This is a genomic window from Bradyrhizobium manausense, assembly GCF_018129685.1.
In the GTDB taxonomy this organism is placed as follows: domain Bacteria; phylum Pseudomonadota; class Alphaproteobacteria; order Rhizobiales; family Xanthobacteraceae; genus Bradyrhizobium; species Bradyrhizobium manausense_D.
Genome location: NZ_JAFCLG010000005.1, coordinates 219,124 through 238,365 on the forward strand (window position 1 = coordinate 219,124; position 19,242 = coordinate 238,365).

The following is a 19,242-nucleotide window of genomic DNA, read 5'->3' on the forward strand; positions in this document are numbered from 1 at the left end:
CAGGCCGCCGATCGTGCGGCCTGCCGGCGCCGTCGCCTTATTTCACGGCGGTCTTTTCGAACTGGCGCAGCATCGTGTTGCCGCGCTCGACGGCCGTATCCAGCGCCTGCTTGGCGGTCTTCTTGCCGGCCAGCGCCTGCTCGATCTCTTCCGACCAGACGTCACGCAGCTGAACCATGTTGCCGAGGCGCAGGCCGCGCGAGTTCTCGGTCGGCTCCTTGTTGGTCAGCTCGAGCAGAGGGGTCTCGAGATAGGGCTGATCCTTGTAGAAGCCCTCGGCCTTGGCCTTGTCGTAGGCGGCCTTGGTGATCGGCAGATAGCCCGAGGCCTTGTGGATGTAGACCTGACGATCGGTGTCCGAGAGGAAGGTCAGGAATTTCGCGACGCCCTTGTACTCGTCAGCCGACTTGCCGCCCATGACCCAGAGCGAGGCTCCGCCGATGATCGAGTTCTGCGGCGCGCCCTTGACATCAGGATAGTACGGCATCGGCACGGCGTTGAAGTTGAACTTGGCCTGCGCCTTGACGTTGCCGAAGAAGGCCGACGAGGTCAGGTAGATCGCGCACTCACCCGAGGTGAAGCGGCCTTCGCCCTGGTTGGTGCGGCCGGCATAGTCGTAGGTCTTGTCCTTCTGGAGCTCGACGAGCTTCTCGAGATGCTTGACCTGGAGCGGTCCGTTGAACTCGAGCACGGTGTCGAAGCCGTCGAGGCCGTTGGCCTTGGTCGCGAGCGGCACGTTGTGCCAGGCGGAGAGCTGCTCGAGATTGACCCAGGTGACCCAGGAGCCGGAGAAGCCGCAGGTCGGGTGACCGTTGTCGTGCAGCTTCTTGGCGACCTCGAACACGTCGGGCCATGTCTTCGGGATCTCGGCGCCAACCTTCTTCAGCTCGTCGAGATTGACCCACATGACGGTCGACGACGAGTTGAAGGGGAACGACAGCATCTCGCCCTTGGAGGTCGAGTAATAGCCTGTGATCGCGGACAGATAGGCCTTCGGATCGAACTTCTCGCCGGCGTCGGCCATCAGCTTGTAGACCGGCTTCACGGCGCCGGTCGCGGCCATCATGGTCGCGGTGCCGACTTCGAACACCTGCATGATGTGCGGCGCGTTGCCGGCGCGGAAGGCCGCGATGCCGGCGTTCATGGTGTCGGGATAGCTGCCCTTGTAGGTCGGGACGACCTTGTAGTCGCTCTGCGAGGCATTGAAGTCGTTGGCGAGCTTGACGATGACGTCGTTGTTCGCGCCCGTCATCGCGTGCCACCACTGGATTTCAGTCGTAGCCAGCGCCGGCGAAGCCGTCATGCCAACCGCAACAGCAAATGCGGCAGCCGCTCCAATATGTCGAAGAGCCATCAAGTAACCTCCCTTGGCCGTCAAAAAGATCGCTTGCGCTAGCAGCGCCGTATGACGTTCACATGACTGTGTAAGCGGCCGAAACGAAAGCGGCAAGCGCCGGAAAAGGGAAGCCGTCAAATAGGCGAACGCGCCGCCGCACCGCAGTGCGGCATCGCCATTCAGGTGCGGGAGGCCGGGGCCCTAGCGCTTGCGCTCGGGCCCGCAGACCACGCCCTTCTCGACCATCGCGTCGATCTCCGACTTGGAGTAGCCGAACTCGCCCAGCACCTCCTGGGAGTGCTGGCTGAACTTCGGCGGCAGGCGGCGCAGGCTCGGCTTGCTGCGATCGAGCCGGATCGGCGAGGCCACGCCCTTGTACCAATCCTGCTCGATGATATCGCCGCGGGCGATGGTGTGAGGATTGGTCAGCGCCTGGTCGATCTTCTGCACCGGACCCGCGGGCAGACCTGCCGCAAGCAGCCGATTGCACAACGGCTCGGCCTCGTGCTGGCTGAACACGGCGGCAAGCTCGGCGCGCAGCGCCTCGCGATTGGCGATGCGGTCCTTGTTGCTGGCAAAGCGCGGGTCGGTGCCGAGCTCGGGCTTGCCGATCTCCTTGGCGAGCTTGCGGAAGGTGCCGTCATTGCCGACGCCGATGAAGATGTCGTCGGTCTTGGTCGGGAAGATCGCATAGGGCACGAGGTTAGGATGCTCGTTGCCGGTGAGGCCGGGCGGCTTGCCGTGCATGAAATAATTCGCGGTGTGCGGATGCATGATGGCAAGGCCGGTTTCGTACAGCGTCGTCTCCAGGAACTGGCCTTTGCCCGAACGCTGGCGTTCCGACAGCGCCATCAGGATGCCGATCGCCGCGTAAAGTCCGGTGGTGATGTCCACCAGCGGCACGCCGATCCGCATCGGCCCGCTCTCGACCGAGCCGGTCGCCGCGATCATGCCGGTCATGGCCTGGATGATGGCGTCATAGCCGGGATTGCCGCCGCGCGGACCGTCCGCGCCGAAGCCGCAGATCCGGCAATGCACGAGGCGCGGAAATTTTTGGGCAAGCACATCGTTGCCGATGCCCCATTTCTCCAGCGTGCCCGGCTTGAAATTCTCGATCAGGACGTCGGCCGTCTCCAGCATCTTCAGCAGCACGGCACGGCCACCCTCGGAGGCGAGGTCGAGGCCGATCGATCGTTTGTTTCTGTTAATGCCGACGAAATAGGCCGCGTCGTCGTCGTGGAAGGGAGGGCCCCAGTCGCGCACCTCGTCGCCTGCTGGCGGCTCGACCTTGATGACGTCGGCGCCGTGGTCGGCGAGGATCTGGGTGCAGTAGGGACCGCCAAGCACGCGCGTGAGATCGATGACGCGCAGCCCGTTCATTGCGCCCAAAACGGCTTCACTCATGCCTTCGCTTCCCCTGTGTCGAACTTTGACCACAGGCCTAGCGAGGTTCGAACGCCCCAGCAATGGCTCGCCGCGTGGAGGCGTATGCGTTGCCGCGCTATCCCGCGGCGTGGGAATTCAAGCGGAAGCGGCCGGCCCGAGGGGGATCTCAGGCCAGCCAATCCGCACTTTGGATCAGACGACCGTCAGGCGCACGTCGACATTGCCACGCGTGGCATTGGAGTACGGGCACACCTGGTGCGCCTTCTCGACCAGCGCCTCGGCGTCACTGCGTGACAGGCCCGGCAGCGAGACCGCGAGATCAATGTCGAGACCAAAGCCGCCAGCCGAGCGCGGGCCGATGCCGACGGTCGAGGTCACGGAGGCGTCGGCGGGAACCTTCGGGCCGCCCTGCGAGGACACGAATTTCATCGCGCCGATGAAGCAGGCGGCATAGCCGGCCGCAAACAGCTGCTCGGGATTGTTGCCTGCGCCGCCGCCACCGCCGAGCTCCTTGGGCGTGGTGAGCTTGACGTCGAGCGCGCCGTCGAGGGTCGCAGCATGGCCGTCGCGGCCGCCGGTGGCTTTTGCGCTGGTCTTGTAAAGGACGTTCACGGACATTTTCGTCTCCTTTGGGGGCGTCGGGTTGGGGTGACCGATATATCGCAAACAATTATATTGCGTGCAATTGAAATTTGCCTGCCTCACATTTAATTGTTCGCAATTGAATGTCGGCCCGCCCGGTCCCACAATGCGGGTCAATGTCCTGAGATTCTCCATGGCCCGGAAACTATCGACCCTCGATTCGCAACGCCTCGACAACCAGATCTGCTTTGCCGTCTATTCGGCCGCGCACGCCTTCAACCGCGTCTACAAGCCGCTGCTCGACCGGCTCGGCCTGACCTATCCGCAATATCTGGTGATGCTCGTGCTGTGGGAGCGCGACGATGTCCCGGTAAAGGACATCGGCGAGAAGCTGTTCCTCGATTCAGGCACGCTGACGCCGCTGCTGAAGCGGCTGGAAGCCGCGCATCTCGTCAAGCGGACGCGAAGCAGCGAGGACGAGCGCCAGGTGCTGATCGCGCTGACGGCGCAGGGGCACGCGCTCAAGGATAAAGCGCGCAGCGTGCCGCAATCGATCCTGGCGGCGTCGGATTGCTCGGTGTCCGAGCTGGTCGCGATGAAGGACGAGATCGTGGCGCTACGGGATCGGTTGAATGCGGTGATCGGGGAGTAGGGCTAGAGCCGCTTCTTGGCGAAGGCTCGGCCGGACGCTGACTTCAGATACTTCTCGAATGCTACGGCTTGCTTCTCGTTGCTGAACGCGACGTAAGTCTTGAGCCGCCAAGGCCCGTATTTCGAGGTGTGGGGCACCTCGCCAGTATTGTGCTTTGTGAGTCGGGCGCGCAGGTCGTCGGTGATCCCGACGTAGAAGTGGAGCGAGTCAAGGCTTTCAAGAATGTAGACGTACTTCACAGCACACTCCCCAGTTGTCGAGGGAGAGCTTACATCCGCTTTCGATCTGCTGAAGCCCGGCTTCGCCCTTGGGGCTACGCCGCGGCAGCCTTCGCTAGCTTCGCTACGATGGAGCGGAGCTGGCTTGCCGAGCCGTAGCTCGCGAAGCGAGCGAAGGCTGGTGGAGCCAGGCGGGATCGAACCGCCGACCTCTTGCATGCCATGCAAGCGCTCTCCCAGCTGAGCTATGGCCCCTGAACTTCTGGGATGATCCTGGGGGATCACTCCCGACCGGCGAGCCTTCCGACTCGCGCGGTGCACCCTTTTTCACAGATCAGGGCTGATCTCAAGTCTCTTCATCGCCTCCGACATCACCAATGATGTCGGTCACGTCCTCATCGCCCTCTTCCTCGTCGGGAATGAAGGTCGAATCATCGTCATCGTCGTCGTCGAGGGTCTCGTCGACCTCGATATCGTCCTCGGATTCAGGGACCACGGCCTTGACCTTGCCGGTGTTCTCCTCGGCATCGGCCTCCTCGAGCGAGACCTCCTCGACCTCAGCCGGCTCCGGCGTGGCATCGGCGGCTGCCGCATGGCGGGCCTCGGCGCCGCGAGGCATGCGGGCCGGCGCCACGGGCGCGATCGGCACGACTTCGCCGGTGTAGGGCGAGATCACCGGATTCTTGTTGAGGTCATAGAACTTCTTGCCCGTGGTCGGGCAAATGCGTTTGGTTCCGAGTTCTGACTTGGCCACGGCAGAGGAATCCTGGGATGTCTGAAAAGCGGTGCTTCACTTGGCTAGTTGGCGGCCCTCTGTCAATAGCGCATTACGAGAGAAAGACATGCTCGTGACGGCGGGGAGACCTTGTGGTAGGTGCCGGCCAGCCTCTGAGGCGCATCCAAGGACACAATCTTGACCCATTCCGACAAGCCGACGCCGCTGACGGCGCGCTCAAGCGGCCCCCTGACCGGAAAGGTACGGGTGCCCGGGGACAAGTCGATCTCCCACCGGGCCCTGATCCTGGGCGCGCTCGCGGTCGGCGAAACCCGGATTTCGGGCCTCCTCGAGGGCGAGGACGTTCTCAACACCGCCAAATCCATGCAGGCCCTCGGCGCCAAGGTCGAGCGCACCGGCGACTTCGCCTGGAAGGTGAACGGCGTCGGCGTCGGCGGCTTTGCCCAGCCCAAGGCAGCGCTGGATTTCGGCAATTCCGGTACCGGTTGCCGGCTGGTCATGGGCGCCGTCGCCGGCTGCCCGATCTCGGCGGTGTTCGATGGCGATGCCTCGCTGCGCAGCCGCCCGATGCGCCGGATCCTCGATCCGCTGGAAAGGATGGGCGCGAGGGTCATCTCCGGCGGCGAAGGCGGCCGCCTGCCGTTGACCGTCCAGGGTGCGCGCGATCCGTTGCCGATCACTTACAAGACCCCGGTCGCCTCGGCCCAGATCAAATCGGCGGTGCTGCTGGCGGGCCTCGCCGCGCCGGGCACCACCACCGTCATCGAGAATGAAGCCAGCCGCGACCACACCGAGCTGATGCTGAAGCATTTTGGCGCCGACATCACCTCGGTCGCCGAGGGCGCGCACGGCCGCCGCATCACGCTGATCGGCCAGCCCGAGCTGCATGGCGCCGACGTCATCGTGCCGGCCGATCCCTCGTCGGCGGCCTTTCCGGTCGTCGCCGCCTTGATCGTCGAAGGCTCCGACGTCGTTCTCTCCGATGTCATGACCAACCCGCTGCGCACCGGCCTGTTCACGACGCTGCGCGAAATGGGCGCCTCGATCGAAGAGAGCGAAGTGCGCGGCGATGCCGGCGAGCCGATGGCGCGCTTGCGCGTACGCGCCTCGAAGCTGCGCGGCGTCGAGGTGCCGCCGGAGCGCGCGCCCTCGATGATCGACGAATATCTGGTGCTGGCGGTGGCGGCCTCCTTCGCCGAAGGCACCACCATCATGCGCGGCCTGCAGGAGCTGCGCGTCAAGGAATCCGATCGGCTCGAGGCCACCGCGGACATGCTCCGCGTCAACGGCGTGAAGGTCTCGGTCTCCGGCGACGATCTGATCGTCGAAGGTCGTGGCCATGTCCCCGGCGGCGGCACTGTCACCACCCATATGGACCACCGTATCGCGATGTCGGCGCTGGTGATGGGCTGTGCGTCCGACCAGCCCGTCACCGTCGACGACACCGCCTTCATCGCCACCAGTTTCCCGGACTTCATTCCGATGATGCGTTCGCTTGGGGCCGAGTTTTCATGATCATCGCCATCGATGGACCCGCGGCCTCCGGCAAGGGCACGCTCGGCAAGCGCCTCGCCCATCATTACGGCTATCGTCATCTCGATACCGGCGTCATCTATCGCGCGGTCGCCTACGCCCTGATGCAGTCCGGCCATGATCTCCGGGACGAGGCCGCGGCGGTGCAGGCCGCCCTGGAACTCGATCCGGAAAAGTTCGGCAATCCCGCGTTGAAGACTCAAATCGCCGGGGAGGGCGCCTCGATTGTCTCGGCGATCCCCAGGGTTCGCGAGGTCCTGCTGAACTTCCAGCGGCAATTCGCCGCCGGTCCGCCCGGCGCCGTGCTGGACGGCCGGGACATTGGAACCGTGATCTGCCCCGATGCCGACGTGAAGATATTCGTCGTCGCCGACCCCAGGGTCCGGGCCCGCCGCCGCACCATGGAGGCGCGGGCGCGGGGCGAGGAGGCGGACGAGGCAGCCGTGCTCGCGGACATCCTCCAGCGCGACGAACGGGACAAGAACCGGCCGATTGCGCCTTTGAAACCAGCCGCGGATGCTTACTTGCTTGATAACTCCCAACTGGATATAGAAGGCGGCGTCCGGGCCGCCATCGACATTATCGAGGCCGTCCGAGCGGGCCGGTCGCGGGGTTAAGCCGCTGCCGTCAATGGAGGAAGCGCCCGCTCCCGCTCTTTGAGGTCGATACTCTCGGTCCCCGCTCTGGGACCGACGCGATCCCGGCTACGGACAAAGATTTCAACGTATCGAACGTGCGGGCCCAGCCGGCCCGCTTCCGCTGTTTCGGTCTTTGGACTGAGCAGCGAGCGGTCGCTCGAAGGTTTTGTGGACCTTCCGACACTGCACATCCGATGCGCCCCAAAACCCAACGGCCGGCAAGACATCCGCAACTGGAGAACAAATGGTTTCGACTTCCGCTGATACCTATAGCCCGTCGCGCGACGATTTCGCCGCGATGCTCGATGAGTCCTTCGCAGGTGGCAACCTGCAGGAGAGCTCGGTCGTCAAGGGCAAGGTGGTTGCAATTGAAAAGGACATGGCCGTCATCGACGTCGGCCTGAAGACCGAGGGCCGCGTTGCCCTGCGGGAATTCTCCGGCCCCGGCCGTGAGAGCGAGATCAAGGTGGGCGACGAGGTCGAAGTGTTCCTCGATCGGATCGAAAACGCCCTCGGCGAAGCCGTGCTGTCGCGCGACAAGGCGCGCCGCGAAGAGAGCTGGGGCAAGCTGGAGAAGGCGTTCCAGAACAACGAGAAGGTCACGGGCGTCATCTTCAACCAGGTCAAGGGCGGCTTCACCGTCGACCTCGACGGTGCCGTTGCCTTCCTGCCGCGTTCGCAGGTCGACATCCGTCCGATCCGCGACGTTGCGCCGCTGATGAACAACGCGCAGCCGTTCCAGATCCTCAAGATGGACCGCCGCCGCGGCAATATCGTCGTGTCCCGCCGCACGGTGCTCGAAGAGACCCGCGCCGAGCAGCGTCAGGAGCTGGTGCAGAACCTCGAAGAAGGTCAGGTCATCGACGGCGTGGTCAAGAACATCACCGATTACGGTGCGTTCGTTGACCTCGGCGGCATCGACGGCCTGCTGCACGTCACCGACATCGCGTGGCGCCGCGTCAACCATCCGACCGAGGTGCTCTCGATCGGCCAGACCGTGAAGGTCAAGATCATCAAGATCAACCACGAGACGCACCGCATCTCGCTGGGCATGAAGCAGCTGCTGGACGATCCGTGGCAGGGCATCGAAGCCAAGTACCCGCTGGGTGCTCGCTTCACCGGCCGCGTCACCAACATCACCGACTACGGTGCGTTCGTCGAGCTCGAGCCGGGCATCGAAGGCCTGATCCACGTCTCCGAGATGTCGTGGACCAAGAAGAACATGCACCCCGGCAAGATCGTGTCGACCTCGCAGGAAGTCGACGTGCAGGTGCTGGAAGTCGATTCCGTCAAGCGCCGCATCTCGCTCGGCCTCAAGCAGACCATGCGCAACCCGTGGGAGGTCTTCGTCGAAGGCCATCCGACCGGTTCGGTGGTCGAGGGCGAAGTCAAGAACAAGACCGAGTTCGGTCTGTTCCTGGGCCTCGAGGGCGACGTCGACGGCATGGTCCATCTCTCCGACCTCGACTGGAAGCTTCCGGGCGAGCAGGTGATCGACAACTACAAGAAGGGCGACATGGTCAAGGCCGTGGTGCTCGATGTGGACGTCGAGAAGGAGCGTATCTCGCTCGGCATCAAGCAGCTCGAAGGCGACCCGTTCGCCGAGCCGGGCGATGTCAAGAAGGGCGCGGTCGTGACCTGCGAAGTGCTCGAAGTGAAGGAAAGCGGTATCGAGGTGAAGATCGCCGGGACCGACTTCTCGACCTTCATCAAGCGCTCGGAGCTCGCGCGTGACCGCAACGACCAGCGTGCCGAACGCTTCGCCGTCGGCGAGAAGGTCGATGCCCGCGTGATCCAGTTCGACAAGAAGGCCCGCAAGGTCCAGGTGTCGATCAAGGCGCTCGAAGTCGCCGAAGAGAAGGAAGCCATCGCGCAGTACGGCTCCTCGGATTCGGGCGCAACGCTCGGCGACATCCTGGGCACCGCGCTCAAGAACCGCGACAGCAAGTAAGCGATACGGAAGTTTTGCTGACATCAAGGCCCCGGCTCTGGCCGGGGCTTTTTTTGTTTTACCGCCGTCATTCGGGGGGCGCGCGAAGCCCGAGCCCGGAATCCATTTCGTCACACGTTTTCAAGCCCGATGGATTCCGGGTTCGATGCTGCGCATCGCCCCGGAATGACGGCGGCAGTCGAGGGAATTGCCGCAGGCCTTGTTTTCTTCAAATTGCGCCGCAATTGATGTATCCAGACAAGCTGATCGTCACAATGTGACGGCACAACGCCAGCGGCCTTTCATTTGGAGATATCCCGATGTCACTCGATTCGGACATCATCGTCGATCGCCGCAGGATCCGCCGAAAGCTGACGTTCTGGCGCGTGATGGCCGCGCTGATCGCGATCGCGGCGATCGCGGGCTTTGCGCTGGTCATGACGCCTGGTGCACGAGGCACGTTTGCTTCCGCCGGCGCAATCGCGCGTGTGCAGATCGACGGCCTGATCCGCAGCGATGCCGAGCGCACGCGCGCGCTGGAGCGGCTGGAGAATTCGCAGGCCGCAGCCGTCATCGTCCACGTCAACTCGCCGGGCGGCACCACCGCCGGCTCCGAGCAGCTGTTTGATTCACTGACGCGCCTGAAGGCGAAGAAGCCGCTGGTCGTCGTCGTCGAAGGTCTTGCCGCCTCGGGCGGCTACATCACCGCGATCGCGAGCGACCACATCATCGCCCAGCAGAGCTCGCTTGTCGGCTCGATCGGCGTGCTGTTCCAGTTTCCCAATTTCAGCGAGCTGTTGAAGACGATCGGCGTCAAGGTCGAGGAAGTGAAGTCCACGCCGCTGAAGGCCGCGCCCAACGGCTTTGAGCCGACCAGCCCGGAAGCGCGCGCCGCGCTCGATGCGCTGGTGAAGGACTCCTATGCCTGGTTCAAGGATCTGGTGAAGCAGCGCCGTGGCATGGATGACACGCAGCTCGAAAAAGTCGTCGATGGCCGCGTCTTCACCGGGCGCCAGGCGATCGACCTCAAGCTGATCGATCAGCTCGGCGACGAGAAAACCGCGGTGACCTGGCTCGAGGAGCAGAAGGGCGTCAAGAAGGGGCTTTCGGTGCGCGATTACAAGCTCGAGCCCCGCTTCAGCGACCTGCCGTTCCTCAGGACCGCAGCCTCAGTGACGCTGGAAGCGCTTGGATTCAGCGCGATTGCGCATCAGATCGAGCAGTCAGGCGTTGCGCAGGCGGTCGATCGCGCCGGACTCGACGGGATGCTGGCCCTGTGGCAGCCGGCGGGGTCGAATTGACCGGAAATTGCCGGGACAACGCGAGGTCAAGACCTTTTTCCCGTCTGGCGAGTAGTCGCGCAGCCCGCTTTTTCGGCATTTGTCACGCATTTTCACGACGCCCAATCTTCATTTAGCGTCTTGACAGATCAAGGTATTTTCACGGAAATGGTCATCCGCACGCTTCCGGGTCCTATCTCTCGATGATCAAATCCGAACTTGTTCAGCGTATCGCCGAGCACAACCCGCATCTGTACCAGCGGGATGTCGAGAACATTGTGAATGCGATTCTCGAAGAGATCGTAGCGGCACTCGCGCGCGGTGACCGCGTCGAGCTGCGCGGCTTCGGCGCTTTCTCGGTCAAGCATCGCCCCGCGCGCGCCGGCCGCAATCCGCGCACCGGCGCTCATGTCCCCGTCGATCAGAAGAGCGTTCCGTTCTTCAAGACCGGCAAGGAAATGCGCGAGCGGCTGAACCGCGATCATCCGGATCCTGGCGCCCCGGACTGACGCTGTCGTCCGGACTTAACCTGATGGCCGCATGATGCGGCAGCAAGCTTGATTCAAGACGAGCGATCGCGATGCGAAAATTCCTGACCGCGCTGATCGTGATTCCGCTGGCTCTGGTCCTGGTGACTTTTGCGGTGTCCAACCGGCATTTCGTCACGGTCTCTTTCGATCCCTTCATGGCTGCCGATCCGGCCCTGTCGGTCACGCTGCCGCTATTCATGCTGCTGATCCTGGTGGCGGCCCTCGGTGTCATCGTCGGCGGATGCGCCGTCTGGTTCGGCCAGCGGCGCTGGCGGCGGGCTGCACGCCGGCATGAGGCGGATGCCCGGGCCGCCCGGGTCGAGCTGGCCGATCTGCGGGCCCAGACGGCCCCGGCAAAGCCCGAGGCCCAGCGCCTGCCCGTTCCCTCCGGGATGGGGCTTTACGGGCCCATCGGGCAAGACAAGCAGCGCGCGACGTTGTAGAAGCGGCCCGACCTGAAACCCGTTTCCCGGCCGCCGCTTGCGGCCTTCACGCGCTTTGAGACCATGTCCCTGCTCGTCAAAATCTGCGGCCTGTCCACGGGCGAGACGCTCGAAACGGCGCTCGATGCGGGCGCCGAAATGGTGGGGTTCGTGTTCTTTCCGCCGTCGCCCCGGCATGTCTCGCTGGAAGCGGCGCGGGATCTCGGCCGCCAGGTGAAACGGCGCGCGCTTAAAGTGGCGCTCACCGTCGATGCCGACGACGCCACGCTCGACAACATCATGGACGCGCTGTCGCCGGATATCTTCCAGCTGCACGGCAGGGAGAGCGTGGCGCGGTTGCGCGACATCAGCCAAAAGTTCGGCCGTCCCGTGATGAAGGCCGTGGCGGTCGCGGCATCGGCTGATCTCGCCGTGTTGCCCGGCTACGCCGCGGTCGCCGACCGCATCCTGTTCGATGCCCGGCCGCCCAAGGACGCCACGCGGCCGGGCGGGTTGGGTGCGCCCTTCGATTGGCATCTGCTCGAAAACCTTGAGCTGAAAGTGCCGTATATGGTTTCGGGCGGTCTGCATGCGGGGAACGTCGCTGAAGCCGTGCGCGTCACCCGCGCCGGCGGCGTCGACGTCTCCTCCAGTGTCGAGAGCGCTTCCGGCGTCAAGGATCCGGAGCTGATCAAGGCCTTCATTCGCGCCGCGCGCGCCACCCAAGAATTGAGCGTCCGATGAACATCGCCAAACCAAACTCCTACCGCAGCGGCCCCGACGAGCGAGGCCATTTCGGCATTTTCGGCGGACGTTTCGTCGCCGAAACCCTGATGCCGCTGATCCTCGATCTGGAGAAGGCCTACACCGCGGCCAAGGCCGATCCGGCCTTCCAGGCCGAGATGGACGGCTATCTCAAGAACTATGTCGGCCGTCCCTCGCCGCTGTATTTCGCCGAGCGCCTGACCGAGCATCTCGGCGGCGCCAAGATCTACCTCAAGCGCGAAGAGCTCAACCACACCGGTTCGCACAAGGTGAACAACGTGCTCGGCCAGATCATGCTGGCGCGGCGCATGGGCAAGAAGCGCATCATCGCCGAGACCGGCGCCGGCCAGCACGGCGTTGCCACCGCGACGCTGTGCGCGCGCTTCGGGCTCGAATGCATCGTCTATATGGGCGCGGTCGACGTCGCGCGGCAGCAGCAGAACGTCATCCGCATGGAGATGCTGGGCGCCACCGTGATGCCGGTGCAGTCGGGCACGCGCACGCTGAAGGACGCCATGAACGAGGCGCTGCGCGACTGGGTGACCAACGTGCACAACACCTTCTACTGCATCGGTACGGTTGCGGGCCCGCATCCCTATCCGACCCTGGTGCGCGATTTCCAATCGATCATCGGTATTGAGACCAAGGCGCAGATGCAGGAGATCGAAGGCCGCCTGCCGGATTCGCTGGTCGCCTGCATCGGCGGCGGCTCGAACGCGATGGGCCTGTTCCATCCCTTCCTCGACGATTCCACCGTCGAGATCTTCGGCGTCGAAGCCGCGGGCCACGGGCTCACGCAGCTGCATGCGGCGTCGATCGCCGGCGGCCGTCCCGGCGTGCTGCATGGCAACCGCACTTATCTGTTGATGGACGCGGACGGCCAGATCACGGACGCGCATTCGATCTCGGCCGGCCTCGATTATCCCGGCATCGGCCCCGAGCATTCCTGGCTGCACGAGATCGGCCGCGTCAACTATCTTTCCGCGACCGACGACGAGGCGCTCTCCGCCTTCCAGCTGCTGTCGAAGCTGGAAGGCATCATCCCCGCGCTCGAACCTGCACACGCCATCGCCAAGGTGTTGGAGCTCGCGCCGAAGCGGCCAAAAGATCACCTGATGGTCGTCAATCTCTCCGGCCGCGGCGACAAGGATGTCCCGCAAGTTGGCGACATCCTGAAGGGCAAGAGCAAGTGAGGCGTGTGTCGCACTCTCTTCACCTCTCCCCGTTGGGGAGAGGTCGGCTGCGCAGCGGCCGGGTGAGGGGGCTCTCCACTCACTCGAACTTTAGTGATGTCCGGACCAGTTCGAGAACACCCTCAAGATTTTCGAACACGTCTGTGTTCGAGACACGAAGGACGAGGAAGCCGCAGGCTTCGAGCACTTTGGTCCTGGCGTCATCACGTTCAATCTCGGTCGGGCTGGAATGCGTGACGCCATCGACTTCAACGATGAGCTTTCCGTCCAGCGTCACGAAATCGACGACGTACCGGTCAACGGGATGCTGGCGGCGAAACTTCCAGCGGGCAAGCTGCCGGTTGCGCAACGCCTGCCAAAGCCTGGCTTCCGCGCTCGTCTGCGACTCGCGGAGCCGCCGCGCTCTCGACTTGAACCTCTCCATCCCCCTCACCCGGCTGCTTCGCAGCCGACCTCTCCCCGGCGGGGAGAGGTATAGCACAGCGGCCGCCGAATCATGACCACGCGTATCGACACCCGTTTTGCCGAGCTGAAGAAGCAGGGCCGCCCGGCCTTCGTCACCTATGTGATGGCCGGCGATCCCGATCTTGCGACCTCGCTCGAGATCGTCAAGGCGCTGCCCAAGGCAGGCTCCGACGTCATCGAGCTCGGCATTCCCTTCACCGATCCGATGGCGGATGGTCCTTCGATCCAGGCGGCGGGTCTGCGCGCGCTCAAGGGTGGCATGACCTTGAGGAAGACGCTCGATCTCGTGCGCGACTTCCGCAAGGACGACAATGTCACGCCGCTGGTGCTGATGGGTTATTACAATCCGATCTACATCTACGGCGTCGACAAGTTTTTGGCTGATGCCAAGTCGTCGGGCGTTGACGGCCTGATCATCGTCGATTTGCCGCCGGAGGAAGACGACGAGCTCTGCATTCCCGCGCTGAAGGCGGGGCTGAACTTCATTCGCCTCGCGACCCCAACGACCGACGACAAGCGCCTGCCTGCGGTGCTCGCGAACACGTCGGGCTTTGTCTATTACGTTTCCATCGCCGGCATCACCGGTGCGGCGGCGGCCGACGCGAATGTCGTCGGTGAAGCCGTCGCGCGCATCAAGCGGCACACCACGCTGCCGATCTGCGTTGGTTTTGGCATTCGTACGCCGGAGGCGGCGCGCGCCCTCGCCGAAAAGGCCGATGGTTCGGTGGTCGGCACCGCGCTGGTCGATGCGCTCAAGAACAGCCTCGACTCCGAGGGACGGGCCACCGCCAAAACCGTTAACGCGGTGGCCGAGCTGACCGCCGCCCTGGCCCAGGGCGTCAGGGCAGCAAAACAAGTGGCCGAATAGGCCATAATTCCGCTCTAGCTCTTGAGTTTGAGCATGATCTGGTCGGAAAGCCGCTTCACACTTTTCCGGATCATGCTCTAAGGCGGGCGACACGGTGGCTTGCCGGGCAACGGCCCGGCCGCCATATAGTTCTTCAGGCGGCCCTCGCGCAGGGGCCAGCGCATCGGAGCAAACCATGAACTGGCTTACCAATGTGGTCCGGCCGAAGATCCGCAACATGCTGCGGCGGGAGACGCCGGAGAATCTCTGGATCAAGTGCCCGGATTCCGGACAGCTCGTGTTCTACAAGGATGTCGAGGCCAACCAGTTCGTCATCCCCGGCTCGAACTACCACATGCGCATGGGCGCTGTGGCTCGGTTGAAGTCGATCTTCGACAACGAGACCTGGTTCGACGTCGCGCTGCCCGAGGTCACGCCCGATCCGCTGAAGTTTCGCGACGAGAAGAAATATGTCGACCGCATCAAGGATGCGCGCGCGCGCACCAATCTGAATGACGCGATCAAGGTCGGCTACGGCAAGCTCGAAGGCGCCGGCGTCGTCGTCGCCGTGCAGGATTTCGATTTCATGGGCGGCTCGCTTGGCATGGCCGCAGGCGAAGCCATCGTGCGCGGGCTCGAGCTCGCGGTCGAGAAGAAGTCGCCGTTCATCGTTTTCGCGGCTTCCGGCGGCGCGCGCATGCAGGAAGGCATCCTGTCGCTGATGCAGATGCCGCGCACCACGGTCGCCGTCCAGATGCTGCGCGAAGCCAAGCTGCCCTACATCGTCGTGCTGACCAACCCGACCACCGGCGGTGTCACCGCATCCTATGCGATGCTCGGCGACGTGCAGATCGCCGAGCCCGGCGCCCTGATCGGCTTTGCCGGCGCGCGCGTGATCGAGCAGACCATTCGCGAAAAGCTGCCGGAAGGTTTCCAGCGCGCGGAGTATCTGAAAGAGCACGGCATGGTCGACATGGTCGTGCATCGCCATGAGCTGCGTCCGACCCTGGCGCGGTTGTGCCGCCTGCTGACCAAGGCGCCGGCGCTTGATGGTGCCTCGAAATCGGTCCAGCCGGTCACAACCCCGGCGCAGATCGTCTCGGCTCCCGAGACGGCGCCGGCTGCGCCCCACGCGTGAACGCCTCCGCGGACAGCGCAAAACCGCCGCTCGATGAACTGATTGGGCGGCTGTCGGCCCTGCATCAGAAACGCATCGATCTCGGCCTCGAGCGGATGCACCGGTTGCTCGAGCGGCTCGGTCACCCCGAGCTCAAGCTGCCGCCGGTGATCCACGTTGCCGGCACCAACGGCAAGGGCTCGACGGTGGCCTATCTGCGCGCGACGCTGGAGGCCGCGGGCCTGCGCGTCCACGCCTACACCTCGCCCTATCTCGTGCGCATCAACGAATGCTTTCGGCTTGGCCGTGTCGGCGGAGGCGCGCTGGTCTCCAACGACGAATTGCGCGCGGCTCTGGAAGAGGTCGAGCGCGTCAATGCCGGCGAGCCTGCGACGGTGTTCGAGCTGAAAACCGCGGCCGCGTTCCTCCTGTTCGCGCAAAATCCTGCCGATGCGGTGCTGCTCGAAGTCGGCCTCGGCGGCCGGCTCGATTCCACGAATGTGGTCGATACGCCTGCAGCCTGCGTGGTCACGCCCGTCAGCATGGACCACATGGATTTTCTCGGCGACACGCTGGCGTCGATCGCCGGCGAGAAGGCCGCGATCATCAAGCGCGGTGTGCCCGTGATCTGCGCCGAGCAGGCGCCTGACGCGATGGTCGTGATCGAGGCGCAGGCCAAGCGCATGCGTGCGCCGTTGTTCGCGGCCAACGAAAGCTGGCACGTCAATGTCGAGCACGGCCGCCTGGTCTATTCCGACGAGCGTGGCCTGATGGATCTCGCCGCGCCGCGCCTGTTCGGCCGTCATCAGTTCGACAACGCGGGCCTTGCGATTGCGACGTTGCGCGCCATCCCGACGTTCAAGGTCAACCAGACAGCGTTCGAGGCCGGCATCGTCGGTGCCGAATGGCCGGCACGGATGCAGCGTCTGACCGCGGGTGAGCTGCTCGCCTGGGGACCGCAGGGCTCGGAGATCTGGCTCGACGGCGGGCACAATGCCGAAGGCGGCCGGGTCGCAGCCGCTGCGCTTGGCGATCTCGAAGAGCGGGTGTCGCGGCCGCTGGTGGTGATCGCGGGCATGATGGCCAACAAGGACGCGCAGGCGTTTCTGGCCAATTTTGCCGGCTTGACCCGTCACGTCATTGCAGTGCCGATTCCCGACACCGACAACGCGATGCCGGTGGGTCGCCTTGCCGATGCCGTCCGCAGCCTCGGCATGCGCGTCGAAATCGCGCCCGGCATCGAGGCGGCGCTGCGGGCTTTGTCGAAGCTCGCCTACGAGGTGCCGCCGCGCATCCTGATCACCGGTTCGCTCTATCTTGCAGGCCATGTGCTCGGCCTCAACGGCACGCCTCCTGCATGAGAGCCACGTAGCCCGGATGGAGCGCAGCGCAATCCGGGACGTGTCGCCAAGAAGTTAGAGTCCCGGATTACGCTGCGCTCAATCCAGGCTACGGTGACCCCAATGCGTTTTGCCGCGATCGCCGACGTGCATGGAAACTATCTCGCCCTGGGGGCGGTGCTCAACGACATCCGTGCCCTTGGGATCACCGACATCGTCAATCTCGGCGACATGCTGAGCGGCCCGCTCGATGCTGTCAGGACCATCGAGATGCTGATGCCGCTCGACGCCGTGCATGTGCTCGGCAATCACGACCGCTATCTGCTCGATCGTCCGCCGGAGAAGATGGGCTCGTGGGATCGCCCCGCGCATGCACAGCTCAATGCGGCGCAACTCGACTGGCTGCGCGCGCAGCCGATGACGCGCGTGTTTCGGGATCAGGTCTTTCTCTGTCATGCGACGCCCGGAAATGACGAGATCTATTGGCTCGATACCGTGCATCCCGACGGCACGGTCGCGCTATCGCCGCTCGATCGCATTGAGAAGTTCGCGCAAGGCATCACGCAGTCGCTGATCCTCTGCGCCCACACTCATCTCGCCCGCGCCGTACGACTTCGCGATGGCAGGCTGATCGTCAATCCCGGCAGCGTCGGCAGCCCCGGCTATCGCGACGTGCATCCATTCCCACATCTCGTCGAAGCCGGCACGCCGCATGCGCGCTACGCGATCCTCGAACGCGTTGACGGTGCCTGGCAAGCGACGTTCCGCCAGATCGCCTACGACCATGAAACGATGGCCGCGCTCGCCCGCCGCAACAATCAGCCGGAGCTGGCGCACGCATTGGCGACGGGGTGGATCAGATAGACGTATCCGGGAATATTGCCGCAAGGAGGACGGCCCCGGATTACGCTTCGCTCCATCCGGGCTACCGGCTTGACTCAGATAATATGCACGCTTAGTATAAGCACGCATATGAAAGGGAGGTCATGCCATGAACGACGAAAACACCTGGCGGTGCGAATACGCGACCGAGACGTCGGCAAGCCCGGAGACGATCTGGCGTATTTTTCGCGATGTCGCTGCCTGGAAAAACTGGAACGCGGGCATCGAGCAGATTGACATCGACGGCCCTTTCGTGACCGGCACCTGGTTCACGATGAAGCCGCCCGGCGAGAATCCGCTGCGCTCGCAACTCGTCGACGTGCGCGAGAACGTCTGCTTCGTCGATGAAACGCGGGTGGGTGATCTCGCCATCCTCGTTGCCCATCGGATCGAACCGCTTGGCCCGCAGCGGACGCGCATCGTCTACGCGGTCGATGCAAGCGGCCCGCAGGCCGCCGAGATTGGCCCAGCAGTTTCCGCCGATTTCCCCGAAGTGCTGGCGAGCCTTGTCAAACTGGCTGAGGGGGCGCGATGACGAAGCCACCCCTGCCGACCCGCCTTTCCGGGCCGGCCGAAAGCCCGGGCTTCCTGCTTTGGAAGATCTCGAACGCTTGGCAGCGCCGGTTGCGGGTGGCCCTTCAGCCCTACGAGCTCACCCATTCCCAATTCGTGCTGCTGGCGACCGCGACCTGGTTCGGCGCTCAGGAAACGCTGACCCAGGCCCGGCTCTCTCAGCTCAGCGGCATCGACCCAATGACCACGTCGCAAGTGTTGCGCGCGCTGGAAGCAGCTGGGTTGATCGAGCGGATCGATCATCCTCATGACCCGCGCGCCAAAGCGATTACGGTCACCAAGACGGGCCGCGATCTCGCACGGAAGGCTGTCGTGGCCGTCGAAGACGCCGACGCTGCGTTCTTCAAGCCGTTGGCGTCCGACACCAAGCGGTTGGTTGCGATGTTTCAGGCGCTCGTCGAAGGCAATGAGCGCACTGAAGCAGGCGACAAATAAAACGGCCGGTGATGAGCCGGCCGTTACAGAATTCGCCAGTGCTTGCGACGTGGATCAGACCGCCGACGTGATCCACTGCTGAAGCTTCGCCTTCGGCGCCGCGCCGACTTGGCGGGAGGCCATCTCGCCGCCCTTGAAGATCATCAGGGTCGGGATCGACATCACGCCGTACTTGGACGCAGTCTTCGGGCTCTCGTCGACGTTGAGCTTCACGATCTTGACCTTGTCGCCCATCGCGCCGGCGATCTCGTCGAGGGCGGGCGCGATCATGCGGCAGGGGCCGCACCATTCGGCCCAGAAATCGACGACCACGGGGCCGTTCGCCTTGAGCACTTCGGCTTCGAAATCGCTATCGGAAACCTTGCTAACGGCCATTGGAGTA

22 protein-coding genes and 1 tRNA gene are annotated in these 19,242 nt (G+C 64.1%); 15 read left to right on the forward strand and 8 right to left on the reverse strand.

Annotated elements, in window-relative coordinates:
- Positions 1-37: 37 nt before the first annotated feature.
- The 3 genes from ugpB to JQ621_RS15725 form a co-directional block, all read right to left on the reverse strand.
- The gene (ugpB, locus tag JQ621_RS15715) at positions 38-1,354 is read right to left on the reverse strand and encodes a sn-glycerol-3-phosphate ABC transporter substrate-binding protein UgpB (protein ID WP_212235620.1); all 1,317 of its coding nucleotides are present in this window, start codon (positions 1,352-1,354) and stop codon (positions 38-40) included.
- A gap of 183 nt (positions 1,355-1,537) precedes the next feature.
- Entirely contained in the window at positions 1,538-2,740 is a 1,203-nt protein-coding gene (locus JQ621_RS15720; RefSeq protein WP_212235621.1) for a CaiB/BaiF CoA transferase family protein, read from the reverse strand.
- 174 nt (positions 2,741-2,914) lie between these two features.
- A complete protein-coding gene (locus JQ621_RS15725; RefSeq protein ID WP_212235622.1) occupies positions 2,915-3,340 on the reverse strand; it encodes an organic hydroperoxide resistance protein in 426 nt (141 codons plus the stop codon).
- Between the two features lie 157 nt (positions 3,341-3,497).
- Between JQ621_RS15725 and JQ621_RS15730 the strand changes: the two genes are divergently transcribed.
- Complete coding sequence (locus JQ621_RS15730) at positions 3,498-3,956, forward strand: MarR family winged helix-turn-helix transcriptional regulator (RefSeq protein ID WP_212235623.1); 459 nt, start codon at positions 3,498-3,500, stop codon at positions 3,954-3,956.
- Positions 3,957-3,958: 2 nt separating this feature from the next.
- Here the strand turns inward: JQ621_RS15730 and JQ621_RS35875 are convergent, their stop codons facing one another.
- The 3 genes from JQ621_RS35875 to JQ621_RS15745 form a co-directional block, all read right to left on the reverse strand.
- Entirely contained in the window at positions 3,959-4,195 is a 237-nt protein-coding gene (locus JQ621_RS35875) for a GIY-YIG nuclease family protein (protein WP_212235624.1), read from the reverse strand.
- Positions 4,196-4,353: 158 nt separating this feature from the next.
- Positions 4,354-4,429 (reverse strand) — tRNA-Ala (locus tag JQ621_RS15740).
- 91 nt (positions 4,430-4,520) lie between these two features.
- A complete protein-coding gene (locus tag JQ621_RS15745; RefSeq protein WP_212235625.1) occupies positions 4,521-4,928 on the reverse strand; it encodes a TIGR02300 family protein in 408 nt (135 codons plus the stop codon).
- Positions 4,929-5,087: 159 nt separating this feature from the next.
- Between JQ621_RS15745 and aroA the strand changes: the two genes are divergently transcribed.
- From aroA to trpB, 8 genes are all read left to right on the forward strand, one after another.
- Positions 5,088-6,425 (forward strand): 3-phosphoshikimate 1-carboxyvinyltransferase, encoded by a 1,338-nt coding sequence (gene aroA, locus JQ621_RS15750; protein WP_212235626.1) that lies wholly within the window; start codon positions 5,088-5,090, stop codon positions 6,423-6,425.
- Positions 6,422-7,060: a (d)CMP kinase gene (gene cmk, locus JQ621_RS15755; RefSeq protein WP_212235627.1), complete on the forward strand. Its 639-nt coding sequence runs from the start codon at positions 6,422-6,424 to the stop codon at positions 7,058-7,060. The genes aroA and cmk overlap by 4 nt, the downstream gene beginning before the upstream one ends.
- Before the next feature lie 265 nt (positions 7,061-7,325).
- Positions 7,326-9,032, forward strand: a complete 1,707-nt coding sequence (gene rpsA / locus JQ621_RS15760; RefSeq protein WP_212235628.1) for a 30S ribosomal protein S1 — start codon at positions 7,326-7,328, stop codon at positions 9,030-9,032.
- A 299-nt stretch (positions 9,033-9,331) separates the two neighbouring features.
- A complete protein-coding gene (gene sppA / locus JQ621_RS15765) occupies positions 9,332-10,312 on the forward strand; it encodes a signal peptide peptidase SppA (protein WP_212235629.1) in 981 nt (326 codons plus the stop codon).
- Between the two features lie 182 nt (positions 10,313-10,494).
- Positions 10,495-10,800 (forward strand): integration host factor subunit beta, encoded by a 306-nt coding sequence (locus JQ621_RS15770; RefSeq protein WP_007598410.1) that lies wholly within the window; start codon positions 10,495-10,497, stop codon positions 10,798-10,800.
- A 71-nt stretch (positions 10,801-10,871) separates the two neighbouring features.
- Positions 10,872-11,264 carry a lipopolysaccharide assembly protein LapA domain-containing protein gene (locus JQ621_RS15775; RefSeq protein ID WP_212235630.1) on the forward strand — a complete coding sequence of 131 codons (393 nt, stop codon included), beginning with the start codon at positions 10,872-10,874 and terminating at the stop codon, positions 11,262-11,264.
- 63 nt (positions 11,265-11,327) lie between these two features.
- Positions 11,328-11,987 (forward strand): phosphoribosylanthranilate isomerase, encoded by a 660-nt coding sequence (locus JQ621_RS15780; protein ID WP_212235631.1) that lies wholly within the window; start codon positions 11,328-11,330, stop codon positions 11,985-11,987.
- The gene (gene trpB / locus JQ621_RS15785) at positions 11,984-13,201 is read left to right on the forward strand and encodes a tryptophan synthase subunit beta (protein WP_212235632.1); all 1,218 of its coding nucleotides are present in this window, start codon (positions 11,984-11,986) and stop codon (positions 13,199-13,201) included. The genes JQ621_RS15780 and trpB overlap by 4 nt, the downstream gene beginning before the upstream one ends.
- A 79-nt stretch (positions 13,202-13,280) precedes the next feature.
- On the opposite strand, the gene JQ621_RS15790 is transcribed toward trpB, so the two are convergent.
- Positions 13,281-13,625 carry an endonuclease domain-containing protein gene (locus tag JQ621_RS15790; RefSeq protein WP_212235633.1) on the reverse strand — a complete coding sequence of 115 codons (345 nt, stop codon included), beginning with the start codon at positions 13,623-13,625 and terminating at the stop codon, positions 13,281-13,283.
- Between the two features lie 72 nt (positions 13,626-13,697).
- On the opposite strand from JQ621_RS15790, the gene trpA reads away from it, so the two are divergent.
- The 6 genes from trpA (at position 13,698) to JQ621_RS15820 (ending at position 18,860) form a co-directional block, all read left to right on the forward strand.
- The gene (gene trpA, locus JQ621_RS15795; protein ID WP_212235634.1) at positions 13,698-14,534 is read left to right on the forward strand and encodes a tryptophan synthase subunit alpha; all 837 of its coding nucleotides are present in this window, start codon (positions 13,698-13,700) and stop codon (positions 14,532-14,534) included.
- A gap of 175 nt (positions 14,535-14,709) precedes the next feature.
- On the forward strand, positions 14,710-15,651 hold the full coding sequence (accD, locus tag JQ621_RS15800; protein WP_212235635.1) for an acetyl-CoA carboxylase, carboxyltransferase subunit beta: 942 nt from the start codon (positions 14,710-14,712) through the stop codon (positions 15,649-15,651).
- Positions 15,648-16,991, forward strand: coding sequence for a bifunctional folylpolyglutamate synthase/dihydrofolate synthase (locus JQ621_RS15805; RefSeq protein ID WP_212235636.1), 1,344 nt, complete (start codon positions 15,648-15,650; stop codon positions 16,989-16,991). The genes accD and JQ621_RS15805 overlap by 4 nt, the downstream gene beginning before the upstream one ends.
- Before the next feature lie 102 nt (positions 16,992-17,093).
- The gene (locus tag JQ621_RS15810) at positions 17,094-17,834 is read left to right on the forward strand and encodes a metallophosphoesterase family protein (protein ID WP_212235637.1); all 741 of its coding nucleotides are present in this window, start codon (positions 17,094-17,096) and stop codon (positions 17,832-17,834) included.
- Positions 17,835-17,961: 127 nt separating this feature from the next.
- Positions 17,962-18,387, forward strand: a complete 426-nt coding sequence (locus tag JQ621_RS15815) for an SRPBCC family protein (RefSeq protein ID WP_212235638.1) — start codon at positions 17,962-17,964, stop codon at positions 18,385-18,387.
- A complete protein-coding gene (locus JQ621_RS15820) occupies positions 18,384-18,860 on the forward strand; it encodes a MarR family winged helix-turn-helix transcriptional regulator (RefSeq protein WP_212235639.1) in 477 nt (158 codons plus the stop codon). Before JQ621_RS15815 ends, JQ621_RS15820 begins: the two co-directional genes overlap by 4 nt.
- Before the next feature lie 54 nt (positions 18,861-18,914).
- Here JQ621_RS15820 and trxA read toward each other — a convergent pair whose 3' ends face one another.
- The gene (gene trxA, locus JQ621_RS15825) at positions 18,915-19,235 is read right to left on the reverse strand and encodes a thioredoxin (RefSeq protein ID WP_212235640.1); all 321 of its coding nucleotides are present in this window, start codon (positions 19,233-19,235) and stop codon (positions 18,915-18,917) included.
- Positions 19,236-19,242 lie beyond the last annotated feature (7 nt).